The sequence below is a fragment of the Paenibacillus sp. NRS-1760 genome, from assembly GCF_050467785.1.
In the GTDB taxonomy this organism is placed as follows: domain Bacteria; phylum Bacillota; class Bacilli; order Paenibacillales; family Paenibacillaceae; genus Pristimantibacillus.
This window is the reverse complement of the sequence record NZ_JBITPK010000007.1, coordinates 118830-142458: the sequence shown is the minus strand read 5'-3', so window position 1 is coordinate 142458 and position 23629 is coordinate 118830. Positions and strand designations below refer to the sequence as shown.

The following is a 23629-nucleotide window of genomic DNA, read 5'->3' as shown; positions in this document are numbered from 1 at the left end:
GGGTGAATTACACAAGAGGAGGGATATAGCAATGACTATCTTAAATTTAACGGACAACACTTACGATAAGTTGGTTTCTGAACAGGATGCCGTCTTGGTGGAATTTTGGGCGGAATGGTGTACGCTATGTAAACAAATGAAGCCGATTCTAGAGGAAATCGACTTAGCTTATGCAGGAAAAGTAACGGTGGCCATGGTAGATGTAGCGACGGAAACGAAAGTGACAGAGCAAATGGGAGTCATGAGTTTACCAGCTTTGTTTATTTACAAAAAGGGTGAGCTAGTCGGGAAAGTGACAGGTTTTGTACCGAAAGAAACGTTAACGGGCGCCATCAATCAACTCATCCCATAGTGGATTTAAATCAAATCAAGTTACTGCTGATCTAAAGTCAGCAGTTTTTTTATGGAAATAGTTGTTGACAATATAGGGTAGGGGGGTATACTATACGAATGTAAATCAAATCAAGGAGGAATACGATATGTCAGGAAATTCAAATGCTATGACTAATGTGAATCCGCTAAGATGGAAAGCATTGTTCTTGCTATGTTTGGCTCAGTTCATCGTTATCATGGATACATCTATCATCGGGGTTGCTCTTCCAGCTGTTAAAGAAGCACTTGGTTACTCGCAAAACAACCTGCAATGGGTATTTAATGCGTATGTCATTTTCTTTGGGGGATTATTGCTGCTAGGAGGCCGACTTTCCGATCTATTCGGTCAACGCAGGATGTTTATGCTTGGGTTTATAATCTTGTCACTTGCTTCGCTGTTAGCCGGATTAGCTTGGTCCCAGGAGTCGATGAATATTGGCCGCGCCATTCAAGGATTTGGATCTGCGCTAATCGCTCCAGCTGCATTGACCATCATCATGCAACTCTTTGTCGCTAACCCTAAGGAGTTAAACAAAGCTTTCGGCTTCTGGGGAGCATCCGCAGCAGCAGGCGGAACGGCCGGGGTTTTCCTTGGAGGAGTCATCACGGAATGGCTCAGTTGGAATTGGACATTCCTGATCAACATCCCCGTTGGCTTGTTCGCTATTTTGTACAGTCTGTATGTCCTTCCAAAAGGAACAAAAAGCAAAGGCAGCATCGATATCTTAGGATCACTGACGGTCACAGCTGCGTTGGTGCTGGCGGTATATGCAATCGTCACTTCGGAGCATAACGGATGGGGAGCGCAAACATTTGCTCTATTGGCCATTGCTGCTGTACTGTTCATTCTGTTTCTGATCGTGCAAGCGAAGAAAAAAGACCCGCTCGTACCTCTACGAATATTTAGAGCTCCAAATCTACTTGCGAGCAATATCATTTTGGCAACTCTTTCAGGTGCTTGGATTCCGCTTTGGTTTTTCTTAAATCTGTATCTTCAACAGGTTTTGAACTATTCGGCATTCATGGGCGGGGTTGCTCTGGTGCCGATGACGATCCTCATCATGATCTTGATGGTCGCAGTCATGGGAAGGCTTGTCGGCAAGTTCGGCATCAAAGGAAATCTCGTCATTGGTATGCTTATATTAGCAGGATCATTGTTGCTGTTCGCTGGGAGTACGCCAGAAGATGGAAACTTCGTTACCAACGTACTATGGGCTTCTCTACTCGGGGCACTTGGCATGTCAATGGCTTATATCCCGGCAACGATTTCCTCCTTGTCGGGGGCAAGACCGGAAGAATCCGGTTTGGCGTCGGGCTTATCCAATATGAGCTATCAGATTGGTTCAGCCATTGGATTAGCTGTCATGGTTGCCGTATCTTCTTCCTGGACCAAAGGGGAGCTGGATAAAGGGATCGATCAAATCGCAGCATTAAATACGGGTTTTCACTCCGCATTCGTTGGAGCAGCTATCATCGCTATCGTGGGTGCACTTATTGCGTTGATTTTTATCCGTAAAGGGAAAACGTCAGAGAATTGAAAATGAGATAGCATAATAATCAGTCGTGTTATTCACGGCTGATTTGCTGCTTTATCAGAGCTTTGCATCGGATAGGGTTAGGGGGTATAATAGGGCATAAGGGGAGGGGATAAGCCATGGAAAATGAATTAACGGTTGCATCCGCTGGACATGAAAATCATCACCACCATCAACATAGCCATCACTCCGAGAAGACCAAGATAAACCTGACCAGTCGCCTGAACCGAATTGAAGGGCAAATTCGAGGTATCAAAGGGTTAATCGAAAAAGATACGTACTGCGATGACGTGCTCAATCAGATCGCGTCGGTTCAATCGGCTCTAAACGGCGTCGGAAAATTACTTCTCGAGAATCATATGAAAAGCTGTGTCGTTGAAAAAATTCAATCGGGTGAACATGGAGTCATTGATGAGTTGCTGACGACAATAAATAAACTAATGAAATGATAATCGGAGCAAATGTGCTTGTGTACATTTGCTTTTAAATTTTATTCATCAACTACGCTTGACAAATATAGGGTACGGGGGTATTCTATACTTATCGTTACCATTAATTACAAAGGTTGTGTTGGAGCTTGACTCTTCGTAAATTAGCCTTAGCAACCCCACTCTCATAAAGGTGCGGAAGAAGTGGGCATGCCATTCGTTCATTGGCTGGATGAAGCGTTCACCGGCTTGGAAGTGTCGATTCTAATAAAATCGGATATGCAGGCTGCACCCTTGGAGCAAGTGAACCGTTTGCGAAAGGGAAGTGTGACTAAGCTTGTCGGTTGAATCAACTTCAAGGAAGTTATCAATAAATTATTTATTATTTTGTCGTTAATATACTATAGGGTAGTATAGTATGCTAACGAAACAAATGAGACGGAGGAATTAAAAATGAAAAACGTAATGTTAAATGTAGAAGGAATGACTTGTGGCAGTTGTGTTCGTAGGATTGAAGGTGCAGTCGAAACTCTCGGTGCAAAAGCGACTGTTGATCGAGCCGCAGGTCTGGTTGAATTAGTGTATGACGACAGTGAAATCTCATTGGATGCCATTGTCGAAACGATTGAGAAACAGGGCTACGATGTCGTGAAATAAAAAAGTCACATAGATAAGATGGTAATACAACAGAAGAATAGGTGATGATCATGAGCAGTTCTAATCAAGCAGTATCAAACCAACAAGCCACACTACAAATCACTGGCATGACTTGCGCAGCATGTGCGAGCCGTATAGAGAAAGGTCTGAATAAGCTGGAAGGCGTTGCACAAGCAAACGTGAACTTCGCCATGGAGCAAGCATCCGTCAACTTTGACCCTTCTCAAGTGAACATGTCCCAATTGGAACAGAAAATTCAAGCCTTGGGATACGGTACGGTAAAGGAGTCCATTGACTTCGATATTGTAGGCATGACCTGCGCAGCGTGCGCCACGCGCATCGAGAAGGGCCTTAACAAAATGAGCGGCGTAAAAGCGACGGTAAACTTAGCTTTGGAGACGGCGCATGTGGAATTTATTCCATCCATGACAAGTGCTGCGGATATGATCAAGAAAGTCGAACAGATCGGCTATAAAGCTAAACCAAAGAACGAGCAGACGAGTGAAAGCGATCATAAGAAAAAAGAAGTCCGCAGCCTGCAGATCCGGTTGATTGTATCAGCTATTCTCTCTTTGCCGCTTCTCTGGGCTATGGTTGGGCATTTCTCCTTTACGTCATGGATATGGGTGCCTGAGATTTTCATGAATCCATGGTTCCAATTGATATTGGCTACCCCAGTACAGTTCATTATTGGCAGCCGATTCTATGTCGGAGCCTACAAGGCGCTGCGCAATGGCAGTGCGAATATGGATGTATTGGTAGCGCTCGGCACATCTGCCGCCTACTTCTATAGTGTTTACTTAACCATCGAATCAATAAATGCATCCGCACATCATCAGGTTGAGATGTATTATGAGACGAGTGCCGTGCTGATTACGTTAATATTGCTGGGTAAATTATTCGAAACGCTGGCGAAAGGCCGATCTTCCGAAGCGATTAAAGCATTGATGGGCTTACAAGCCAAGTCGGCTATCGTCATACGGGATGGTCAGGAAGTTAGTATTCCAATAGAAGACGTAGTAACTGGAGATGTATTCCTAGTTAAACCCGGCGAGAAAGTGCCAGTCGATGGTGTAGTGCTTGAAGGGTTATCGGCAGTTGATGAATCGATGTTAACCGGTGAAAGTATCCCGGTAGATAAGCAGACAGGAGATCAAGTCATTGGAGCAACGCTGAACAAAAACGGCGTGCTTAAAGTTAGAGCGACTAAAGTCGGCAAAGAAACGGCGCTTTCCCAAATCATCAAAGTCGTAGAGGAAGCGCAAGGCTCGAAAGCGCCGATTCAAAGGGTAGCCGACGTGATCTCGGGAATCTTCGTCCCGATCGTTGTAGGGATCGCAATCGTCACTTTCTTGATCTGGTACTTCGCTGTTGATGCAGGCAATTTCGCAGAGGCGTTGGAGAAGGCAATTGCCGTTCTGGTTATAGCATGCCCGTGTGCGCTAGGTCTTGCTACGCCAACATCGATTATGGCCGGTTCGGGTCGATCCGCTGAACTCGGTATTTTGTTCAAAGGCGGCGAGCATTTAGAATCCACGCATCGCATTAACACTATTATATTGGATAAAACGGGAACGGTAACGAAAGGCAAGCCGGAATTGACGGATGTACGGATTGAGCAAGGCTATAATCGGGAGCAGCTCTTGTCCTGGATTGCTGCAGCGGAGAAAAATTCGGAGCATCCGCTAGCGGAAGCGATTGTGGCTGGCATTCAAGAGCAAGGTATTTCTCTCCCATCGACAGATTCCTTTCAAGCGATACCTGGGTTTGGCATTGAAGCTACAGTTCAAGGGAACGAATTGCTAATAGGAACCCGAAAGTTATTGGCGAAAGCTAACGTGAACGCGGAGTCCGCTTTTGAGGAAATGAGCCGACTGGAGTCGGTTGGAAAAACAGCGATGCTGGTTGCGGTTAACGGGAAGTACGCTGGTATGGTAGCCGTAGCGGACACGATTAAAGATACGTCAAAGCAGGCAGTTGCCAGATTAAAGCAGCTCGGTTTGGAAGTCGTGATGATGACAGGCGACAATGAACGTACGGCGAAAGCCATAGCGAGTCAAGTTGGAATTGACCATGTGCTGGCGGAAGTGCTGCCGGATGGTAAAGCCAACGAGGTCAAGAGATTGCAAGAAAGCGGTAAGAAGGTCGCGATGGTTGGAGATGGAATTAACGATGCGCCGGCATTGGCAATTGCGGATATCGGGATGGCGATCGGAACGGGAACCGACGTGGCCATGGAGGCCGCGGATGTTACTTTAATGCGCGGGGACTTGAACAGTATTCCGGACGCGATCTCGATGAGTAAGAAAACGATGGTAAACATTAAGCAAAACTTGTTCTGGGCGCTTGCTTATAATGTCATCGGGATCCCGATTGCAGCGCTTGGATTCCTTGCACCCTGGCTCGCCGGAGCAGCTATGGCTTTAAGCTCCGTCTCTGTCGTGCTGAATGCGCTTCGTCTACAAAGGGCAAAAGTATAAAGTTATTCAGATCATGGAGGCTAAAATGAAACGAATTTATTTGATCGGATTGCTAGCTGTGCTCGTTCTTGTTGCTGCTTGCGGAAAACAAAATAAACAAGAAACAGATAATCATGGTGCTCATGGCGGCAATTCTCAAGCGGCATCACCCGCTGCATCAAGCGCCGGAGAGCACGGAGCTCACGGAGAAGAACATGCTGGCGAGACGAAGAAGCTTGAGACCAATGCTGTTTGGAAATGGTCTGAAGAAACGCCGAAATCTGGAGAGAACACCGTAATAACCGTACAAATTCAAGATACGGACGGAAAGGCCATCGAGGCATTTGATATAAATCACGAGAAGAAGCTTCATCTCATCGCAGTCAGCAAAGATTTATCTTTTTTTGAACACATCCATCCGGAGTACAAAGGGAATGGGCAATTCGAAATCACGGCATCGTTCCCTTCCGGTGGAGATTATAAGTTATTCGCCGACTATATTCCTACCGGCGGCTCCGCCACAACGAAGTCCGAATGGATTAAGGTAGAAGGGCTAGCCGCTGAACAAGTACCGATTAAACCATCGGATGACCATTCCGTGATCCTGGACAGGGTAGAAATTACACTCGAAAACAATCATTCGGAAGCCGGCAAAGAAATAGAGTTAAACTTCAAACTTACGGATGCGAAGTCCAAAGAACCGATAACGGATCTAGAGCCTTACCTAGGCGCAGTTGGGCACGTTGTAATTCTAAGCGAAGATACAGAGCAGTATTTGCATGTACACCCGATGGAGGAAAAAGCGAAAGGCCCGGATGCGAAATTCATGACGACTTTCCCGAGTGCCGGTGTATATAAGATTTGGGGGCAATTTCAACGAAACGGTAAAACGTTTATCAGTCCTTTTGTAGTTGAAGTGAAATAAACTAATCTTAAGTCCGCGTAAAAACGCGGGCTTTTTTTTAGTTATTGGACAATGTTCCTGTCATCTGACACAAATAGGCTATGGTATAGTAAGGGAATGGATTGAAAATATATAACTTTACATAGATAGGATGGGTGGGACGGCTTGAAACAACGCATATTGCTCGTAGAGGACGACCGATCGATTAGCGAAATGGTAGAGGCTTATTTGACGTTGGAAGGCTTCCATATCGTACATGCGGCAGATGGTGAAGAAGCATTACGGTTATTTTCGCAGGAAACGTATGATTTAATATTGCTGGATGTCATGCTGCCTAAGCTGAATGGCATTGATTTTCTGAAGAAGATTAGGGAGCATAGTCTGCTTCCAGTCCTCATTTTATCTGCTAAGGATGGCGATGTGGACAAAGCTTTAGGATTAGGATTCGGAGCGGATGACTATCTGGCCAAACCGTTCTCTATGATCGAACTGCTCGCAAGAGTAAAGGCTGCGATACGCAGAGCAACGCAATACTCAGGTGTTCGGAATCAGGCAGCGCCTAGTGTACTTCGTGTTCATGAGCTTACGATCGATACGGACAATATTGATGTAAGCAAACGGGGCAAGTCGATTAAGCTTACTTCAAAGGAATGGCAGATCATAAAGCTTCTAACGTTGAACCCAACCAAAGTGTTTACGAAGGAGCAAATTTACAGATCGGTATGGAACGATGATTACTTTGGAGACGAGAATGTTATAAACGTTCATATCAGCCGTTTGAGAGAGAAGATCGAAGACGATCCATCATCGCCGCAATATATAAAGACGTTATGGGGCATCGGATATAAGCTGGGAGAATTTTAATATGGTTTATAGTTTAGTGGGTATAATTGTCATACTCGCCATTTTAAATGTCATTCAGTATCAAATGAAGCGGGCTAGAAGCTCTGGCTTACGGTATATTACAAACCAGATCAGCAGACAGCTAGAGCAGCACTCTTCGGAAATGCTGCTCCTCATGACAGATGATCGCGAATTGAAGCTGCTGCTGGTAGAGTTAAACCGCCTCTTGACAGATAATCAAAATAAGCTGGCGCAGTTTACCAAAACGAATCATTCCATGAGGAAAATGCTTGCTAACTTCTCGCATGATCTAAAAACACCGCTAACCGTCGTGCTCGGCTATGCCGAGATGATACAAGGCAGCCGCGAAATGGCATTTGAAGAAAGAGAACGTCTTCTGCGGCTTATTCATGAAAAAACGCTGGAGATCATTAAGCTGATGAACGGTTTTTTCGATTTAGCTAGATTAGAAGCGGGTGACAACGACATTACGCTATCGCGAATACATATGAACGAGCTATGCAAAAAAAACATTTTGACCTTTTACGATTTGGTGCAGGCAAGCGGCTATGAAGCAGATATTCAAATTCCAGAAGAAGCGATCTATGCTTTAGGGAACGAGGAAGCGCTGGAGCGGGTGCTCAGCAATTTATTGTCCAATGCCATTCGTTACGGCAGCGATGGGAAGAGAATTGGGCTTGCTATGAGTGTTGACGATTCGCATGTTAGGATTGAAGTATCAGATTGCGGCAAAGGGATTAGCGCTCGAAATCAGGAGCTTGTTTTTGAAAGGATGTTTACGCTGGAGGAGTCTAGAAACAAGGCTTTCCAGGGAAGTGGATTGGGCTTAACGATTACGAAAAGACTCGTGGAGGAAATGAATGGCGAGATCACCTTGCATAGCATCCCGTTTGAGAAAACGACGTTCACGGTTAAGCTGAGGCGCATGACCTATTAGCAACTTAAGATTTTTGTTAGAAATAAGCAACAAATAAGATAAAGGTGTTCGATAAACTGAGAACTAGTTACAACATGGAAAGAAGGAGAGAACGAGTGGATTATATTTTGAGAACGAGCGGCCTGACGAAAGCATTTGAGGGCAAAGAAGTCGTAAGCAATGTAAGCATGAGCGTGCGGAAGGGCGAAATATATGGCTTCCTTGGCCCAAATGGCGCAGGGAAAACGACCGTTATGAAAATGCTCACGAATTTGATTAAGCCGACTGCGGGGCAGATCGAATTGTTTAATGAGCCGCTTAGGCCTAACACGTATGATGTATTTAAAAGAATGGGAAGCATCATTGAAATGCCGGTTTTTTATGACAAGCTGACTGCCAAACAAAACCTGCAGCTGCATAACGAGTACATGGGCTGCCATGATGACAAGGTTATCGGAGAGGTGCTCGGCATGGTTGCCCTGCGTAACGTGGATGATAAAGCGGTCAAAAACTTCTCGCTCGGGATGAAGCAAAGACTGGCGATCGCTAGAGCGATTATGAACAGACCTGAATTGCTCATATTGGATGAGCCGATTAATGGGCTTGATCCTGCCGGCATTAAAGAAATTCGTAATCTGCTTCAAATGCTAAGTACAGATTATGGAGTTACTATTCTCATATCGAGCCATTTGCTCAGTGAAATAGAGCAAATGGCCAATACGATTGGCGTGATCAGCGGCGGCAGGCTCATTAAACAGGTGTCGATGGCAGATGTACGGGGCCAGAACTCAGAATATATCGAGCTCATAACGCCGGATCGGACTAAGGCATGCGCTGTGCTAGCCAACGAGCTCCAGCTCACTAATTTTAAAATTATAGATGACAATATGATTCGTATCTTTGAATCGGGAGCGATGCAGACGACGATTTCAAAGTCGCTTGCACTAAATGATGTAAATATCGAGTCGCTGAACAAGAAGTACACTTCTTTGGAGCAGTATTTCCTCGATTTGATTCAAGGAGACGAGGTGAAGCATCCGTGATTAAACTTATGAAGCTGGAAATAGCGAAAATGGGATTAGGCTGGTATGTGAAGGCAGCGATTATAGCGAATGCCGCGATTGTTACGCTAATGTTTATGATCGGTTACTTTGAGGGTGTAGAAGTTAAAAACGAGATCGCAAATATTGGAGAGCTGTATATTATAGCTGGCGCTATGGTTAGATCGACGTTTATCGTCATGGCTGCCGTTCTAATTAGCAAGTTAATCATTGATGAGTATAAGAAAAAAACAATTCTAGTTATGTTTATGTACCCGGTTAGTCGCAAGAAGCTGTTTGCTTCCAAGCTGGCGATTGTAGCTATCCTTACTTTTGTTGCAATAATCATCTCGCATATTTTCACATTGTCTATGCTTATTGGCATAAATCATTTTTTTCATATTATAGAGGAATCGCCTGTGCCGCTGGATTATGCTGCGCAGCTAGCAAGCATCGTAAGCTTTGCCTTTGCAGCAGCAGGAGCAAGTTTAGTGCCGCTTTATTTCGGCATGCGCAAGCATTCGGTGCCTGCAACTATTCTCTCTTCACTCCTAATCGTCATACTGACAAGTTCGAGCAATCCTGTCTTCTCACTGGCAACCATCATTTACATTCCGCTTGCTTTAGCAGTATTTGGCGTAGCGATCGCCTGGTCAACGGTTCGGCATATCGAGAATAGGGATGTTTTGTAACACCAAAATCTATTAATTATCATAGAATATTTGAGGGTGAATAAACTAGAATCGAGATTGGTGGTGGATGACGGCAATACGATTTTGGCAAAACAGAAATCAACAATGGCTACGGGTAAGCAAAAGGGGACCACATCGATGTGATCCCCTTTTGCTTGTAAAGCTTAATACTTACGCGTCTTCCCATTTCTGTTTGAAGAACAGCTGATATACCTTGGTAACAACGATTTTCAGCATCATGTATACCGGTATAATAATGATTACGCCTATGATTCCAAAAGCGTCACTGCCAACCAGCACCAATAGAATAGTTGTAATAGGGTGAATATCGAGCTGTTTTCCGAAAATATAAGGTGAAATAATATTATCCTGTATTTGTTGTGAGAGTAGAATGACCACTAATGACCAAATCGCAACAGTTGGCGATTCAATTAAACCAATAATGACGATCGGTACAGCAGACAGTATGGCGCCTATAAAAGGAATAAAGTTCATAATAACAGCAACGACAGTCAATAAAAGAGCATAGGGCAAACCGATGATAAGGAAGCCGATATACATCAGAACACCGAGCGCCAGATTTACAACAACTCTCCCCACAATGAATCCGCTTAGAGCCGTATCAATTTCCTGCATCGTTTTTTCACCTTCAGCATGGTATCTCTTAGGCATGAAGCTGACGATTTTCTGGCCGAATTTATCCCCTTCCTTCAACATGTAAAAAAGAAGAATAGGGAAGGTGAACAAAATGAGTGCGAAATTAGAGATAAAAGAAAACATCCCCGTTAAATAGTTAGTCAACAATGAAAATCCTTTATTCAGGTATTCGGTTATTTTTGAAAAAGGACTTACATCTTCAGGTAAAATGTCTGCTAAAAACCCGTTCTGTTCCAGATCTTGCAGCTGTTTGCCTAACGTATTGAAAAGATTAGGCGCATTATTTACTAAATTGAAAAACTGAGTGCGAAGCGAAGGAAATACGCCAACGATAAATAAACTAAAGAGCACAGCAGCTGCTAAATAAATAATGAGAATGACCCAAGGTCTCTTTAATTTAGGTCGCTCCATCCAGTTTACAAGCGGGCGTAGTAGATAATAGAAAAAAGAGGCGAGCATCAACGGAATCATAACAATACTGAACAAAGAAACGAAGGGCTTGAAAATAAAATCGACAAGTGATGCTAAATAAATAATGGCAAGAACTAAAATAACAGCGAAACAAATTTTAATAAATCGGTTTAAAGAAATCAGGGCGCTCACTCCATCTGCTATGAATTGTTTTTAGTATCGAATATTATTATCGCCATTAATAAATTCGTTTAGACTAAGGGAAATCTTTTCTGTTTTTGTTTCATTTTAAAAGATTATGTACATATTATTGCATAAAAACAGAGAGGAATCTAACTCGTAAACTAATATTGAAAAATAGTTTATAAGAGTTTCGTTTGCTGAAAATTTCTTAAATATTTTTAAAGTAATGATTGAAGTTATGAGTAAAACGGAGATTATATTTACAAAAAGAAAATACATATTTTATTAAATGTAATTATATAACAATAAAAACCTAACAAATAACTATCACCAGAATGTAATACATCACATTAAAGCTTGACGGCGTTTACTATAGACATTAGTATATGATCCATTAGAGTAATGAAATCCAAAAACAAGAATATATATATTGAATATGCTATAAATTATAGTTGCAGTTAAATTGTTTTATGCTTATATTAGATATGATAAATCTATGGTTTGAAAATTCGGAAAATTATGAATATTGCAAGTTTAGAATCACTACGTTAGGAGGATTCTATTGAAAAAAGAGCTGCTGAAAATTGAGAGTTTGACGACTTCTTTTCGAATTGCGGATCGTTATTACGCAGCAGTGGATGATGTGACGCTAACGGTAAAAGAAAATGAGGTTCTTGCCATAGTGGGGGAATCGGGCTCCGGCAAGAGTGCGCTGGCCTATTCCATCATGGGCCTCCATACGAGAGCAAAGATAGAAGGAAATATTTATTACCAAGGACAGGACATTGTCCAGATGTCACCCTCCACGCTAAATAAGCTGAGAGGGAAAGAAATAGGCATGATCTTCCAAGACCCATTATCCGCATTAAATCCCCTTATGATTATCGGTTCTCAGATTGAAGAAGTTATTCTCCTGCACCAGCCCAAACTCTCTAGTAAGGAAAGAGCGGACAGGGCGATCGAGCTTTTAACTAAAGTGGGTATTCCTCGCCCAGAGCATACATACGGGCGTTACCCCCATGAATTGTCCGGCGGGATGAGGCAGCGTGTCATTATTGCCATCGCGATTGCCAATGATCCTAAGCTATTAATTGCAGATGAACCGACTACAGCACTGGATGTAACGATACAATTGCAAATTCTTGAATTGCTGCGGCGTCTGAAGGATGAAAGCAAGGCTGGCATCGTCTTAATCACGCATGACTTGGGCGTTGTGGCCGAGATGGCTGACCGAGTCGCTGTTATGTATGCCGGACAAATTGTTGAAATTGCCGATATCTACACAATCATTGCTAAAGCACAGCATCCCTATACCAGATCATTATTGCAATCGATACCAACTGTAAATGAAGCAAAGTCTAAGCTCCATGTTATTCAGGGAATTGTGCCATCTCTTCAGAACCTCCCGAGGCAGGGCTGCCGTTTTCGATCGAGGACGCCTTGGATTGCTGAGGCTGCACATGAAGCGAACCCGGAAATGCATGAGATTTCTCCGGGCCATTTCGTCAGATGCAGCTGCTACAAGCATTTTCACTTCCCTGACGAGAAGGAGGATCATCAACATGTCATTTCTTGAGATCAGCGATCTAAAGGTACATTTTCCGAATCGCGGGAGTCTTTTCAGTAAAAAGGGTCCACCGATCAAAGCGGTAGACGGTATACAATTCTCCTTGGAGCAGGGACAGACCTATGGACTAGTAGGCGAGTCTGGCTCTGGCAAGACCACGACAGGCAGAGCCATCATCGGCTTAAATGCAATTACATCAGGAAGTGTTCTCTTCCAAGGCCAGCAGCTTGCTGCAGGCGGACTTCGAAGCCATGCAGGCTTCCGCAGAGATATTCAAATGATCTTCCAAGATCCCTATTCCTCCTTGAATCCTAAGAAACGCGTGCTTGATATTATCGCTGAGCCGCTGCGAAATTTTGAGAAGCAGTCTGCTGGCGAAGAGAAGCGTAGTGTACAACAATTATTGGAGCAAGTGGGCTTGAGCCCAGAATCGATTTATAAATATCCTCATGAATTTTCGGGAGGCCAGCGGCAGCGAATTGGGATTGCGAGAGCCATCGCTTTAAAACCAAAGCTGATTATAGCCGATGAACCTGTGTCAGCGCTGGACGTCTCCGTTCAAGCGCAGGTACTAAACTTCATGCAGGATATTCAGAAAGAGCTAAACCTTACTTATTTGCTCATTAGTCATGATCTCGGCATTATAAGGCATATGTGCGATCATATTGGCATTATGTACAAAGGCCGTTACGTTGAACGAGGAACGACAGCTGATATATTCAATCAGCCTCAGCATATTTATACGAAGCGTCTTATCTCGGCTATTCCTGACATTGATCCAACGAAGCGAGAGGAAAAACACTCGTTTCGCAAAGCGGTAAAGGCGGAATATGAACAAGCCTATGAGAATTATTTTGACGAGGATGGTTTGGCTTATCCGTTAAAACCCGTTTCAGAAACACATTTCGTGGCTTTGCCTGGGAGAGGGTGAGGACGATGTGGCGCACAGTTTTACGAAGAATAGTCATAATGATCCCTCAAATTATATTGTTAAGCATCCTCGTCTTTCTAATAGCCAAGGCCATGCCGGGGGACGCATTGACTGGACTGATCGATCCAAGTATAGACCCCGCTGCGATGGATGCACAGCGTGAGAGGCTAGGCCTTAACAATCCGTGGTATGTGCAGTATTGGGACTGGATTACGAAAGCTGTGCAAGGTGACTTCGGACAGTCGTTTCGTTTCAAAATGCCAGTGTCTGATCTGATTGGCCAGCGGATGATGAATACCGTTTGGTTATCCATCGTCACTCTAATCCTTACTTACTTGATTGCAATACCGCTTGGGATTACAAGCGGTCGCTATAACGACACATGGGGAGATCGATTGATTACAGGATATACCTATATTGGATTTGCGGCCCCGCTATTTATTTTCGCTTTATTGATGTTATGGGTGTTCGGCTTTCATTTTGGTTGGTTTCCAACAGGGGGAAGCGTTGCTCCGGGACTGGAACCAAGTACTCTTCAATATGCTATGAGCAAATTTTATCATTTGCTGCTCCCAGCCATCTCGATGGCTCTTATCGCAACCGTGTCGACGGTTCAATATCTTCGAAGCGAAATCATTGATACGAAGCAAAAGGATTTCATTATCACAGCAAGAGCAAAAGGCGCCTCAGAATCCCGCGTATATAATCGCCATATTTTAAGAAATTCGTTATTGCCGATCGCAGCTTTTTTTGGTTATGAAATTACTGGACTCATCGGAGGCACGGTGTTCATAGAGGGGATCTTCAGTTATCCAGGAATGGGTCAACTATTCTTAAGCTCTATCGCTCTGCGGGATTTCAGCGTCGTTACTGCGCTTGTTTTATTGTATGGAGTGGCTTCTATTGTTGGGGCATTAATCTCTGACATTGTTTTGAGTATCGTTGATCCTCGTATTCGAATTAAATAAGAACTCGAGATGTTGAGGTGAAAGAAATGAGAAAGACGAACATTCCCATAACCGCGCTCCAGGTGCCGGATAAAAGCCCGTCAAGCTTGAATATTATTTGGCGGGAAATCGTACGAGACAAAGTCGCATTCGTATCCTTAATTTTTTTGAGCGTAGTTATTCTTTCTGTGTATGGGATCTCGCTTGTTCTGAATCAGGAGCAAATTGTATCGGTTGATTTATTTGCACTGAAAAAGCCGCCGTCATCCGAGCATTTGTTAGGTACGGACTATGGAGGCCGCGATGTTTTTGGGCAATTAATTATTGGGACTCGAAATTCATTAACGATTGCTATTATAGTTACTGCGTTTACAGGAGTCATTGGCGTATGTGTTGGACTCATTTCCGGTTATTTCGGTGGCACGGTTGACAATATCTTTATGAGATTTGTTGACTTTTTTATGATCTTGCCGACCTTGATGATCGTAATTGCGTTTGTTACAGCCGTGCCCAAATATAATATTTGGTCGTTCTCGCTTATTATGACCGCTTTTTTGTGGATGGGGATTGCAAGACTAATTCGTTCGAAGGCGCTGCAGGAGAAGGAGCTTGATTATGTTCAGGCATCCAAAACATTAGGCTCCTCCAATTTTAAAATCATGATGGTCCAGGTATTGCCGAATTTAAGCTCCATCATAATTGTAACGATGACTTTGAACTTGGCGGCAAATATCGGTTTAGAGTCTGGACTATCGTTTCTTGGCTTCGGGTTTCCTGAGAGCATGCCCAGCTTAGGCACGTTAGTCAGCTATGCTAGAGACCCGCAAACGCTCGAGCTTAGATGGTGGATATGGTTACCTGCATCGATACTGATTTTGGTACTGATGTTGAGTATAAACAATGTCGGTCAAGCGCTAAAGCGTGCGACGGATGCAAGACAAAGAAAAGGATAATAAAGGAGGAGAATGATGGTGAAGAAGAACACGATGTTTTCAAGGTCTTTATTTTTACCGCTTATGGTGGCATTGCTAGTCTTTCTTGCAGCTTGTTCATCTAATAATGGGAGTGTAGACACGCCGAGCCCGACTGATGGTGCGGCGAAGCCAACGGAGAGTGCCGCTCCTGCGGAAACCGAGAAGCCTGCTCCAGACGATGGTCTTTATTCCATTGAGGATTTCAGCAATGTGAAGAAAAATGAGGGCGAAGCCATAAAGGGTGGTTCCATTACATTTGGCCTTGTATCAGATACACCATTTGAAGGGACGCTGAACTGGAACTTTTATTCCGGTGATCCGGATTCACAAGTACTAAACTGGTTTGATGAAGGGCTGCTTACTTGGGATAAAAGCTATGTATATACGAATGATGGGGCAGCAACGTATGAAGTGTCTGAGGATGGCAAAACATTTACGCTTACGATTCGCGATAATGTAAACTGGCATGACGGCAAGCCAGTAACTGCTGAGGATTGGTTATTCGCTCATGAAGTCATCGGGAATCCCAAATATGATGGACCGCGGTATGATTCAAATTTCACTAATATCGTAGGGATGACGGAATTCCATGAAGGAAAAGCAAAAACGATCTCAGGAATTGAAGTTTTAGGCGAGAAAAAGCTTAAAATTACGTATATTCAATCTTCTCCTTCCCTTTTGACCGGTGGTGTATGGAATTATCCATTAGCGAAGCACATATTCGGCAATATGGATGTGGCTAAAATTTCGGCTTCTCCAGAGGTTCGTGAGAAACCAATCGGCTTTGGGCCATTTAAAGTAAAAAGCATCGTTCCTGGGGAATCTGTTGTTTTTGAGAAAAATACAGATTACTGGCGCGGTGAGCCTGCACTAGATGAGGTTGTATTGAAAGTAATTAATCAAACAACCGTCGTACAACAATTGAAAACCGGCGGTGTTGATCTCGTTGATGCCTTCCCAGCGGATCAATATCCAGATAATGCGAGTCTATCAAATCTTGAATACTTAGGTGCAATTGACCGTGCATATACGTATATTGGCTTTAAACTAGGCAAGTGGGATGCCGAGGCTGGCAAAGTTGTTCCTGATCCTAAATCGAAAATGGGCGATGTGAACTTGCGGAAAGCGATGTGGCATGCGGTCGATAACGATCAGGTCGGCAAGCAATTCTATCACGGCCTGCGCTGGAATGCGACGACACTTATTCCGCCTTCTCACCCTGAATATCATGATGCTACTAATAAAGGCCTTGCCTTTGACAAAGATTTGGCTAACAAGATTTTGGATGATGCCGGCTACAAAATGAATGGCAAATTCCGTACAAATCCAGATGGCAGCGAATTAGTTATTAACTTTATTTCCATGACAGGCGGAGATATTGCACAGCCGCTTGCTCAATATTATGTACAGTCATGGCAAGCGATTGGCTTGAACGTAAAGCTGGAAATGGTGGAGTTCAACACTTTCTATGATCGTGTAGGCAGCACAGGAAAAGATGATCCAACAGTAGATGTGTATCAAGGCGCTTGGGGCGTAGGAATTGACGTCGATCCAGCTGGCTTATACGGGCGAGATGCGATTTACAACTTCCCGCGTTATGCTAGTGACGAACAGGATCGCTTGCTGAAAGAAGGGGTTTCAGAAGCGGCCTTTGATGTGAAGGTGCGTCAAGGCATCTACAAGGAATGGCAGGAGCTGATGGTGAAAGACATTCCTGTATTCCCGACGCTGTATCGCGCCGTTATCGTTCCAGTTAATAAACGGATACTCAATTTCGCCATTGGAGATGGAACGGGCATTTATCTGCATCAACTTGCAGTATCTCAAGATAAACCGGTAGTAGCGAAGTAAAGCGGTGGTTAGTGCGTTCGACTAAGTAGAACTTATTGTAGTGAAAAAGCCTTCAAAGCCACGCTGCTAGTGGTTTTGAAGGCTTTTTATTATTTCCCTTGATTGACTAGCCACTCTGTCAGCTCTTCAGATTGAGCTAGAACAGCGATGGGGTCAAAATACCAGGATCTCTCTTCAGGCCATATGTAGATGTGACCATTTTTTACAGCTGGAAGATTGCCCCAGATCGGGTCGTTTTGAAAATATTCTAACGTACGATCATTGGATGTCAAAATAATATAATCGCCTGCATACTTGGACAGCATTTCTGATGAAATTTCAGCCCACTGCTTCTTCATGATTTCATCGGCAACATCGACAGGAGGTTTACGGCCTAATGATTGATAGATGGGCTGGCCGCCGCGACCGAAGTTGTCTCCGTAAACCCAAGTCGTCTTATCGCTGTACTCCATGATGGAGAAGGTTGCACCCGCAGGGATAGCTTTATCTACCTTGGCTTTGGCTTCCGCAATGCGGTGGTCATATTCGGCCAGCCATGACTTAGCTACATCTTCTTTGCCGAATAAATCTCCGAAATAGGTCAACTCTGCGTGGACATTTTTTAATTCTCCGTATGGGATAACAATCGTTGGCGCAATTTTACGTAGCTGCTCGTAGCTGTCTCCGTTGGCTGTAATGATGAGATCGGGGGAGAGGCTGATTATGTTTTCAGCGGATGGCTCTCCATAAACTCCTGTATCTGCAACGCCAGCCAGCGCTTCTTTGAAATAGTAGTTTTCTATCGTAACACCCGGAGATCCTACCGGAATAACATCAAGAGCAATCAGGCTGCCCAAGTATTCTTCGGCTACAATCCGCTTAGGATGAACCGGAATTTCGATGTCGCCTTTAACCGTGGAGACCGTCTTGAATTTCGCAGCTTCCGGCACGGCCGTTTCCGGTGTGGTCTCTTCGGTGCCGCTTGATGGTGCTCTAGCGTTGGTTGGAGCTTTTTCTGTTCCGCAAGCGGATACTAGAACCGCTAACAATAGTAATGAAACGGCAAAAATGAAACGACGGCTGCTGTAAAACTTCTGTTGAAAAGAAAACAATGTCATATCCTCCTTATTTAAAACGATAATCATTCTCATTAACACTTTACCGTGTAATCTTGAAAATGACTATGGACTAAAATGATGTGTAGTCATGCAGATTTGTGACGTGAGGTCATCGCACGAAGCAGCTCTCGAAGCTGCGCTTGCGTAGAGATCGGGTCGTATCCGCAAAACATATCTGGCTCATTGAGCAGGTATACCTGCTTATTCTGGACAGCTTTCAGCGCAAGCCAGCGAGGGGAGTGAAATAAACGATCTATTTGGCTCAGACCACATGGGCAAGAAGGCAATGAAGTAATGAAAATATGGTCGGCCGGATAAGAAGCAATGGTTTCGATATCTGCTTCCACATATCCGCGAGCGAAAAAGCCTTGTTCCAGCAATTCGGAGGGAGGCTGAAAGCCGAGATCATCATAAAGAATTTGACTGCCTCTGCCATGACTGCTGCTGCAGCAATAAGCTTTGTTCGAATCAATCTCCCATACAACGGCGGTACCGCGATAGCCAAGCTGGCGATCCAGCCTATGATTGCTTCTAATGATCAACTGATCATAATAGGCGAGCCACGCTTCAGCTGTCTGACGTTTATCTACAATGTCAGCAATTATAAGGAACTGTTCGCGCCAGTTCATCGTCATAAAAGGAAGTTCCACCACTGGCGCGAGCGGAAGCAGGTCCTTATTCTCTTCAGCCATGTTGTAGCTGATAATGACATCAGGCCTTGCAGCAGCGATCGCTTCATAGTAGGTGGAGGGAGTTTGGCCGTATGTATTTAACTTCTGACTGGTGTTTACAATCAACTTGTTATTGGAATGCTCCAACCAGGTTGTATAGACGCCAAGCTCTGGGATAACGCCGAGCGCCATTAGGCTAGCAGTATGATTTAGATTCAATGCGGCAATCCGTTTGTGCTTGCGTTGATAAGCGGTGGGGGAAAGCCCGACAGCTTCTTTGAATTTACGGCTTAAATAAAAGCCTTCCTTATAGCCGACTTCTAGTGCGAGAGTATTCAGATCAGGAGCTCCGACAAGGATACGCCGCTGCGCGCTGCGAATTCTCAGTAAGGTCAGATAGGCATTGAAGGTACGTCCTGTATTTTTGCGGAATGTACGTGAGAAATGCTCTTGGCTGACATTAGCTTGTTCAGCCATTTGCTCTCGCGTCAGATCCTTATTATAATGCGTCTCCATATATTGAATCGCATGCTCAAGCCAGTAGTTGGACGGCTGCTGCAAAGCATTACGTTCTTTGAACAGCTCTACAAGCAGCTCAATAAACAACTGTTGAGACTGAAGCGGTTCACTTAATTGGGGCTCTCTCCACACCGTTTCCAGCTCGCCGGCTAGTCTAAGGATTCCGACCGAACAGCGATGCAGCGGTTCAGCGTGATTGAGCCCACGATGCTCGGAGCCCTCTGCAGTCAAGCAGCGGTAAGCAATGTGGATACCGCGCAGCGAGGGAGATGCCTTCCATTTTAATCGCTGATGGGCATCACATAACAAGACGCTTCCACGCGCTATCTCATACAGCTGATCGTTAATAGAAAGCTCAGCTGTACCACTCGATACGATGAAAATACGGGAAAATGGCGCTGATTCTTCAAAGAAGCGGTCTGCCACCGTTTCAATATCTATTCTAGTTACTTGGACAGGCATATAAAATAAATGGGAGGAAAGGGGCATTTCTTCACAAGCAGGGGACATAGGCAGTTCACTCTTTCTGGATGATGATAAATCCATCGACTTCTATCATTATAAATGATAACCATTCTCAATTACAATGGATAGCGCTCATCATACAGAAAAGAGCTGCAAAGGATTAATCCTTCGCAGCTCGTGCTCTTGGTGATCGGTGAATTGGTATTAGAATAAAGGACCAGGCGTGCTGCAACCTGGAAAAGAATTAACATCTTGAATCGTATTAAGGGGATATTGCTTCGTCGCAAATTGACTCTGATACAAGTATTCTTGCAGCACTAAATTACCGCCGGTTATGCTGCATAAAACGCCCGTTACACCTTGTCCGTTCGTTAAAGAGACGCCGACTGGCTGGCCGACTAATCCTAAAGCCTTCGAATACCATGACATTTGAAGCATAAAAGAATCACCTCCACCATGCATTGTATGTTAGACATTGGCGGAGGGTAACAGAGATCAACCTCTATTACTTACATGCTTCAGCGAAAATATGAGCCATCTGCTCACTGTCCGCTTCTCTATAGACATAATCATGATAATGGGGCTTATGAATGCCCTGCCAACCTTTTTCCACCGCGCTTTTGTAATAATGTATGGCACGATCCTGCTCTCCGGTCAAATAAAACAAGCAAGCGGCATTCCAATAAAGCGCGGCATCTCCGTTCCAATCCCAGCCTTGATCAAGCGCTTGTGCGTAGCTCCATGCTGCACGTGCATAGTCTCGTTCCGCGCCATATTTCGTGTCTCCGCGCAGATAGTGGTTCCCGTTAACGAGGAGATTGTTTAAAGGCAGATTCCATCCGAACAAAACGGGGAAATCAATAAGCAGCTTAAACCCAGCAGCTATAGCGGTTTTTTGTGAGCCTATATTGCTTGACCAGCATTGCCAGCCTACTCTTGTCATGCCTCGTTGCTTTGCAAGTGACAGTGCACCTAACGCTGTTTTTCGCGCCCAACCGTTGCCTCGATATTGTTCATCTGTTTGAATGCCAAGCTCACATTCATCCCCGACTACCCAATCGGTCAGGCACCAGCTGATGATGGCGGGCCCTTCATCCGTGTCTTGAATTGCAGCGCATCCAAAACCGCTATCCTCATAAGCTTCAATGGAGGCCCAGCCACCTTGAATTTCACTGATGACGCCATCGAGCCCTATTAAATCTTCTCTTTTAAGAAAGCTGCTATCTACCGGGAAAATATGATCAGCAAGCGTATTCTCTATTCCGTCCAGATCGTGAGTAAACGTCATACGGCCGCTTCGCAGAGGCAGCAGATCCTTCATCACGAGGCTGAGCATATTTTCCCATTTCTCATCTGAGGGGTAGAAGAGCACATAATCCAGTCGTCCGATCGCTGCAAGCTTCGGCAAAAGTTCTTCTTTAAACAGTTTGTTAACTTCTTCAAAAAATAAATGATTTTCAGGGCTGCCGCCTAAAAATATACCTTGAGGGCTTGTTAATACAGCTGTCGCGCTGTCAATGGACAAGAAAACTCTTCCGTGCAAAACACCTTCAATGACACCTTGAATCGATAAATGGTGCTTCAAAGCTCCAAAAAGTGCTGCTGCTTTAGTGAAGTTTTCGCTGGCAAGTTCCGTTCCTATCGCTTTCGAAATATACATAAACTTATTTCCTCCCAGAAGTATGTGAGAGGTTTATTTAATTATAGATGTAAACCTCTCACATGCTTTTTGATTTGATTGTTCTTATTCAAACATCATCACTCCTTTGAACGTAGTAGAGGTCATACTCTAGGTGCTGGTTATACCATGTCTAAATTCATTATGCTTAGTGGAAATAGGCACGGCAAGGTGCTGTTTATTTATACTTAAACTTTACTGATTTCACACAAGTGCAATATCACCAAAAGTGATTTTTACTAAAATAGAGGATTAAGCTTCCAGCAACCACAACTTAGCAAAAAATATCAAAAACAGCTCTCTTCTATCTGCTATTCTAATGTCAAAGGAGGCGCACCTTTGATTACTCACAACATCATTCAAAAAAGTATCCAGTACATGGAGGATAACCTTCAGGATGAGCTGACACTTGAACAAATAGCTGCACACGCTGGTTTTTCTCCATACCATTTTCACCGTTTATTCCGAAAGGAAGTAGGCATAAACATAGCGGATTATTTGAGAAGCCGCCGACTTTGTTATGCATCTAGACTGCTACTAAACACGGATGAAACGATCATTGCGATTTCGTTGAACTGCTATTTTGAAAGCCAGGAAGCATTTACAAGAGCATTCAAGAAGATGTACAGCATGCCGCCGGGCCGTTACCGTAAAATGTTTGCACCACATACGTATTCTACTTTAGGAGGAGATTATATGGATCAAGCTTCACCTGTGAAAGACTGGTTCCTGACGGGAAGCCAGCCTCAAAACTATGAAATGGGGGTTGACCGCAGCATTGTTCATCAAGGAAATGCATCGGGGTATTTGAAGGCGCTTATTGCAGAGGACCCGGGTCAATTTGGGACGATGATGCAGCAATTTAAAGCTGAGAAGTTTGTCGGTCGCAGAATGAGATTCACAGGTTTTGTAAGGACAAGCGGGGTACAGGAATATTGCGGCTTGTGGATGAGGGTGGACAACAACGCACAGGATATTTTGCAGTTTGATAATATGAATGATAGAAAAATTATTGGCGATACGGGCTGGAATCATTACGCTATCGTACTGGATGTTCCTGCTAACAGCGCGACCATATCCATTGGTGTACTGCTTATGGGTAAAGGACATGTATGGGTGGATAGCTTCAAGTTCGAAGAGGTTGATCTCAGCGTGCCAACAACTAATCTTGAGATGGAAAGCGAGCTGCTGGATGGGCCGTCTAATCTTTCATTCGAGGAATAATAAAGAGTAGATAAGCTGTATGGCTTCGATTCCAAGGATTGACATAAATTTAGAATGAACATATAATACCTAGTAAATAACTTGGTTTTTTGCAAATGATCTACAAAAAAACCAATGAACTAGAGGAGACTACAAAATGGCTGTTCAAACATTTAAAGCAACTGCTCAATTGCAAGAGGGCGTAAAGGTTTTAACGAAGTCTAGACATTTCGAGCTCACGATCGATGAGCCCAAAAGCTTGGGCGGGACAGATACGGGGATGAATCCTGTTGAAGCGCTGCTCGCTTCATTAGGAGCTTGCCAATCGATTGTTGCTAGAGTTTACGCTCCAAAGTTTGATGTTAAACTGGATGATTTCAGAGTAGAGGTAGAAGGCGACATCGATCTTGATGGATTTTTCAATAAATCGGATGTGCGTCCTGGTTACTCGGATATTCGCTATACCTTCCATATCAAAACCGATTCACCAAAAGAAAAGGTTGAGGAATTCGTGAAGTTTCTAGAAAGCAAATGTCCAGTTGGCGACACAATCGCACATCCGGTTAACGTGAAACTAGAAAGCATCGTTATTGATCATTAATTTTAAG

General features: G+C 44.1%; 23 protein-coding genes. 18 read left to right on the top strand and 5 right to left on the bottom strand.

Features of this window, described 5'->3' with window-relative positions; all coding sequences use genetic code 11:
* Nucleotides 1-31 precede the first annotated feature (31 nt).
* The 11 genes from ACIFSR_RS04665 to ACIFSR_RS04615 all read left to right on the top strand — a co-directional run bounded on the left by ACIFSR_RS04665 (nucleotide 32) and on the right by ACIFSR_RS04615 (nucleotide 9867).
* Nucleotides 32-352 carry a thioredoxin family protein gene (locus tag ACIFSR_RS04665; RefSeq protein ID WP_430055317.1) on the top strand — a complete coding sequence of 107 codons (321 nt, stop codon included), beginning with the start codon at nucleotides 32-34 and terminating at the stop codon, nucleotides 350-352.
* Nucleotides 353-479: 127 nt separating this feature from the next.
* Nucleotides 480-1910, top strand: coding sequence for an MFS transporter (locus tag ACIFSR_RS04660; RefSeq protein ID WP_430055315.1), 1431 nt, complete (start codon nucleotides 480-482; stop codon nucleotides 1908-1910).
* A 116-nt stretch (nucleotides 1911-2026) separates the two neighbouring features.
* Complete coding sequence (locus ACIFSR_RS04655; protein WP_076268759.1) at nucleotides 2027-2356, top strand: metal-sensitive transcriptional regulator; 330 nt, start codon at nucleotides 2027-2029, stop codon at nucleotides 2354-2356.
* A 189-nt stretch (nucleotides 2357-2545) separates the two neighbouring features.
* A complete protein-coding gene (locus ACIFSR_RS04650; RefSeq protein WP_339206702.1) occupies nucleotides 2546-2683 on the top strand; it encodes a hypothetical protein in 138 nt (45 codons plus the stop codon).
* A 105-nt stretch (nucleotides 2684-2788) separates the two neighbouring features.
* A complete protein-coding gene (locus ACIFSR_RS04645; protein ID WP_054026361.1) occupies nucleotides 2789-2992 on the top strand; it encodes a cation transporter in 204 nt (67 codons plus the stop codon).
* A gap of 50 nt (nucleotides 2993-3042) precedes the next feature.
* Nucleotides 3043-5472 carry a heavy metal translocating P-type ATPase gene (locus tag ACIFSR_RS04640; RefSeq protein WP_339206703.1) on the top strand — a complete coding sequence of 810 codons (2430 nt, stop codon included), beginning with the start codon at nucleotides 3043-3045 and terminating at the stop codon, nucleotides 5470-5472.
* A gap of 25 nt (nucleotides 5473-5497) precedes the next feature.
* Nucleotides 5498-6376 carry a hypothetical protein gene (locus ACIFSR_RS04635; protein WP_430055311.1) on the top strand — a complete coding sequence of 293 codons (879 nt, stop codon included), beginning with the start codon at nucleotides 5498-5500 and terminating at the stop codon, nucleotides 6374-6376.
* A gap of 144 nt (nucleotides 6377-6520) precedes the next feature.
* Nucleotides 6521-7219 (top strand): response regulator transcription factor, encoded by a 699-nt coding sequence (locus tag ACIFSR_RS04630; RefSeq protein WP_339206706.1) that lies wholly within the window; start codon nucleotides 6521-6523, stop codon nucleotides 7217-7219.
* A gap of 1 nt (nucleotide 7220) precedes the next feature.
* The gene (locus ACIFSR_RS04625) at nucleotides 7221-8156 is read left to right on the top strand and encodes a sensor histidine kinase (RefSeq protein WP_430055309.1); all 936 of its coding nucleotides are present in this window, start codon (nucleotides 7221-7223) and stop codon (nucleotides 8154-8156) included.
* 95 nt (nucleotides 8157-8251) lie between these two features.
* Nucleotides 8252-9178, top strand: a complete 927-nt coding sequence (locus ACIFSR_RS04620; RefSeq protein WP_339206709.1) for an ATP-binding cassette domain-containing protein — start codon at nucleotides 8252-8254, stop codon at nucleotides 9176-9178.
* Nucleotides 9175-9867: an ABC transporter permease gene (locus ACIFSR_RS04615; RefSeq protein WP_430055308.1), complete on the top strand. Its 693-nt coding sequence runs from the start codon at nucleotides 9175-9177 to the stop codon at nucleotides 9865-9867. The genes ACIFSR_RS04620 and ACIFSR_RS04615 overlap by 4 nt, the downstream gene beginning before the upstream one ends.
* Nucleotides 9868-10038: 171 nt before the next feature.
* Here the strand turns inward: ACIFSR_RS04615 and ACIFSR_RS04610 are convergent, their stop codons facing one another.
* Nucleotides 10039-11118, bottom strand: a complete 1080-nt coding sequence (locus ACIFSR_RS04610; RefSeq protein ID WP_339209496.1) for an AI-2E family transporter — start codon at nucleotides 11116-11118, stop codon at nucleotides 10039-10041.
* Nucleotides 11119-11680: 562 nt separating this feature from the next.
* On the opposite strand from ACIFSR_RS04610, the gene ACIFSR_RS04605 reads away from it, so the two are divergent.
* Genes ACIFSR_RS04605 through ACIFSR_RS04585 form a run of 5 tightly spaced genes read left to right on the top strand, consistent with a single transcriptional unit; the run spans nucleotide 11681 to nucleotide 17388 of the window.
* Complete coding sequence (locus tag ACIFSR_RS04605) at nucleotides 11681-12694, top strand: ABC transporter ATP-binding protein (protein WP_430055306.1); 1014 nt, start codon at nucleotides 11681-11683, stop codon at nucleotides 12692-12694.
* Complete coding sequence (locus ACIFSR_RS04600; protein ID WP_339206714.1) at nucleotides 12681-13616, top strand: ABC transporter ATP-binding protein; 936 nt, start codon at nucleotides 12681-12683, stop codon at nucleotides 13614-13616. Before ACIFSR_RS04605 ends, ACIFSR_RS04600 begins: the two co-directional genes overlap by 14 nt.
* A gap of 5 nt (nucleotides 13617-13621) precedes the next feature.
* A complete protein-coding gene (gene opp4B / locus ACIFSR_RS04595; protein WP_339206716.1) occupies nucleotides 13622-14584 on the top strand; it encodes an oligopeptide ABC transporter permease in 963 nt (320 codons plus the stop codon).
* A gap of 26 nt (nucleotides 14585-14610) precedes the next feature.
* Nucleotides 14611-15516 (top strand): ABC transporter permease, encoded by a 906-nt coding sequence (locus tag ACIFSR_RS04590; protein WP_076268768.1) that lies wholly within the window; start codon nucleotides 14611-14613, stop codon nucleotides 15514-15516.
* 15 nt (nucleotides 15517-15531) lie between these two features.
* Nucleotides 15532-17388, top strand: coding sequence for an oligopeptide ABC transporter substrate-binding protein (locus ACIFSR_RS04585; protein WP_430055301.1), 1857 nt, complete (start codon nucleotides 15532-15534; stop codon nucleotides 17386-17388).
* A gap of 89 nt (nucleotides 17389-17477) precedes the next feature.
* On the opposite strand, the gene ACIFSR_RS04580 is transcribed toward ACIFSR_RS04585, so the two are convergent.
* The 4 genes from ACIFSR_RS04580 to ACIFSR_RS04565 all read right to left on the bottom strand — a co-directional run bounded on the left by ACIFSR_RS04580 (nucleotide 17478) and on the right by ACIFSR_RS04565 (nucleotide 21800).
* Entirely contained in the window at nucleotides 17478-18479 is a 1002-nt protein-coding gene (locus tag ACIFSR_RS04580; protein ID WP_430055299.1) for an ABC transporter substrate-binding protein, read from the bottom strand.
* 92 nt (nucleotides 18480-18571) lie between these two features.
* On the bottom strand, nucleotides 18572-20185 hold the full coding sequence (locus tag ACIFSR_RS04575) for an ABC transporter substrate-binding protein (protein ID WP_430055296.1): 1614 nt from the start codon (nucleotides 20183-20185) through the stop codon (nucleotides 18572-18574).
* Between the two features lie 159 nt (nucleotides 20186-20344).
* Complete coding sequence (locus ACIFSR_RS04570) at nucleotides 20345-20569, bottom strand: hypothetical protein (protein ID WP_430056175.1); 225 nt, start codon at nucleotides 20567-20569, stop codon at nucleotides 20345-20347.
* A 76-nt stretch (nucleotides 20570-20645) separates the two neighbouring features.
* Nucleotides 20646-21800 carry a GNAT family N-acetyltransferase gene (locus ACIFSR_RS04565; protein WP_430055294.1) on the bottom strand — a complete coding sequence of 385 codons (1155 nt, stop codon included), beginning with the start codon at nucleotides 21798-21800 and terminating at the stop codon, nucleotides 20646-20648.
* Between the two features lie 357 nt (nucleotides 21801-22157).
* Between ACIFSR_RS04565 and ACIFSR_RS04560 the strand changes: the two genes are divergently transcribed.
* On the top strand, nucleotides 22158-23042 hold the full coding sequence (locus ACIFSR_RS04560) for a helix-turn-helix transcriptional regulator (protein ID WP_430055292.1): 885 nt from the start codon (nucleotides 22158-22160) through the stop codon (nucleotides 23040-23042).
* 136 nt (nucleotides 23043-23178) lie between these two features.
* Entirely contained in the window at nucleotides 23179-23622 is a 444-nt protein-coding gene (locus ACIFSR_RS04555) for an OsmC family protein (protein ID WP_076268773.1), read from the top strand.
* Nucleotides 23623-23629: the final 7 nt, after the last annotated feature.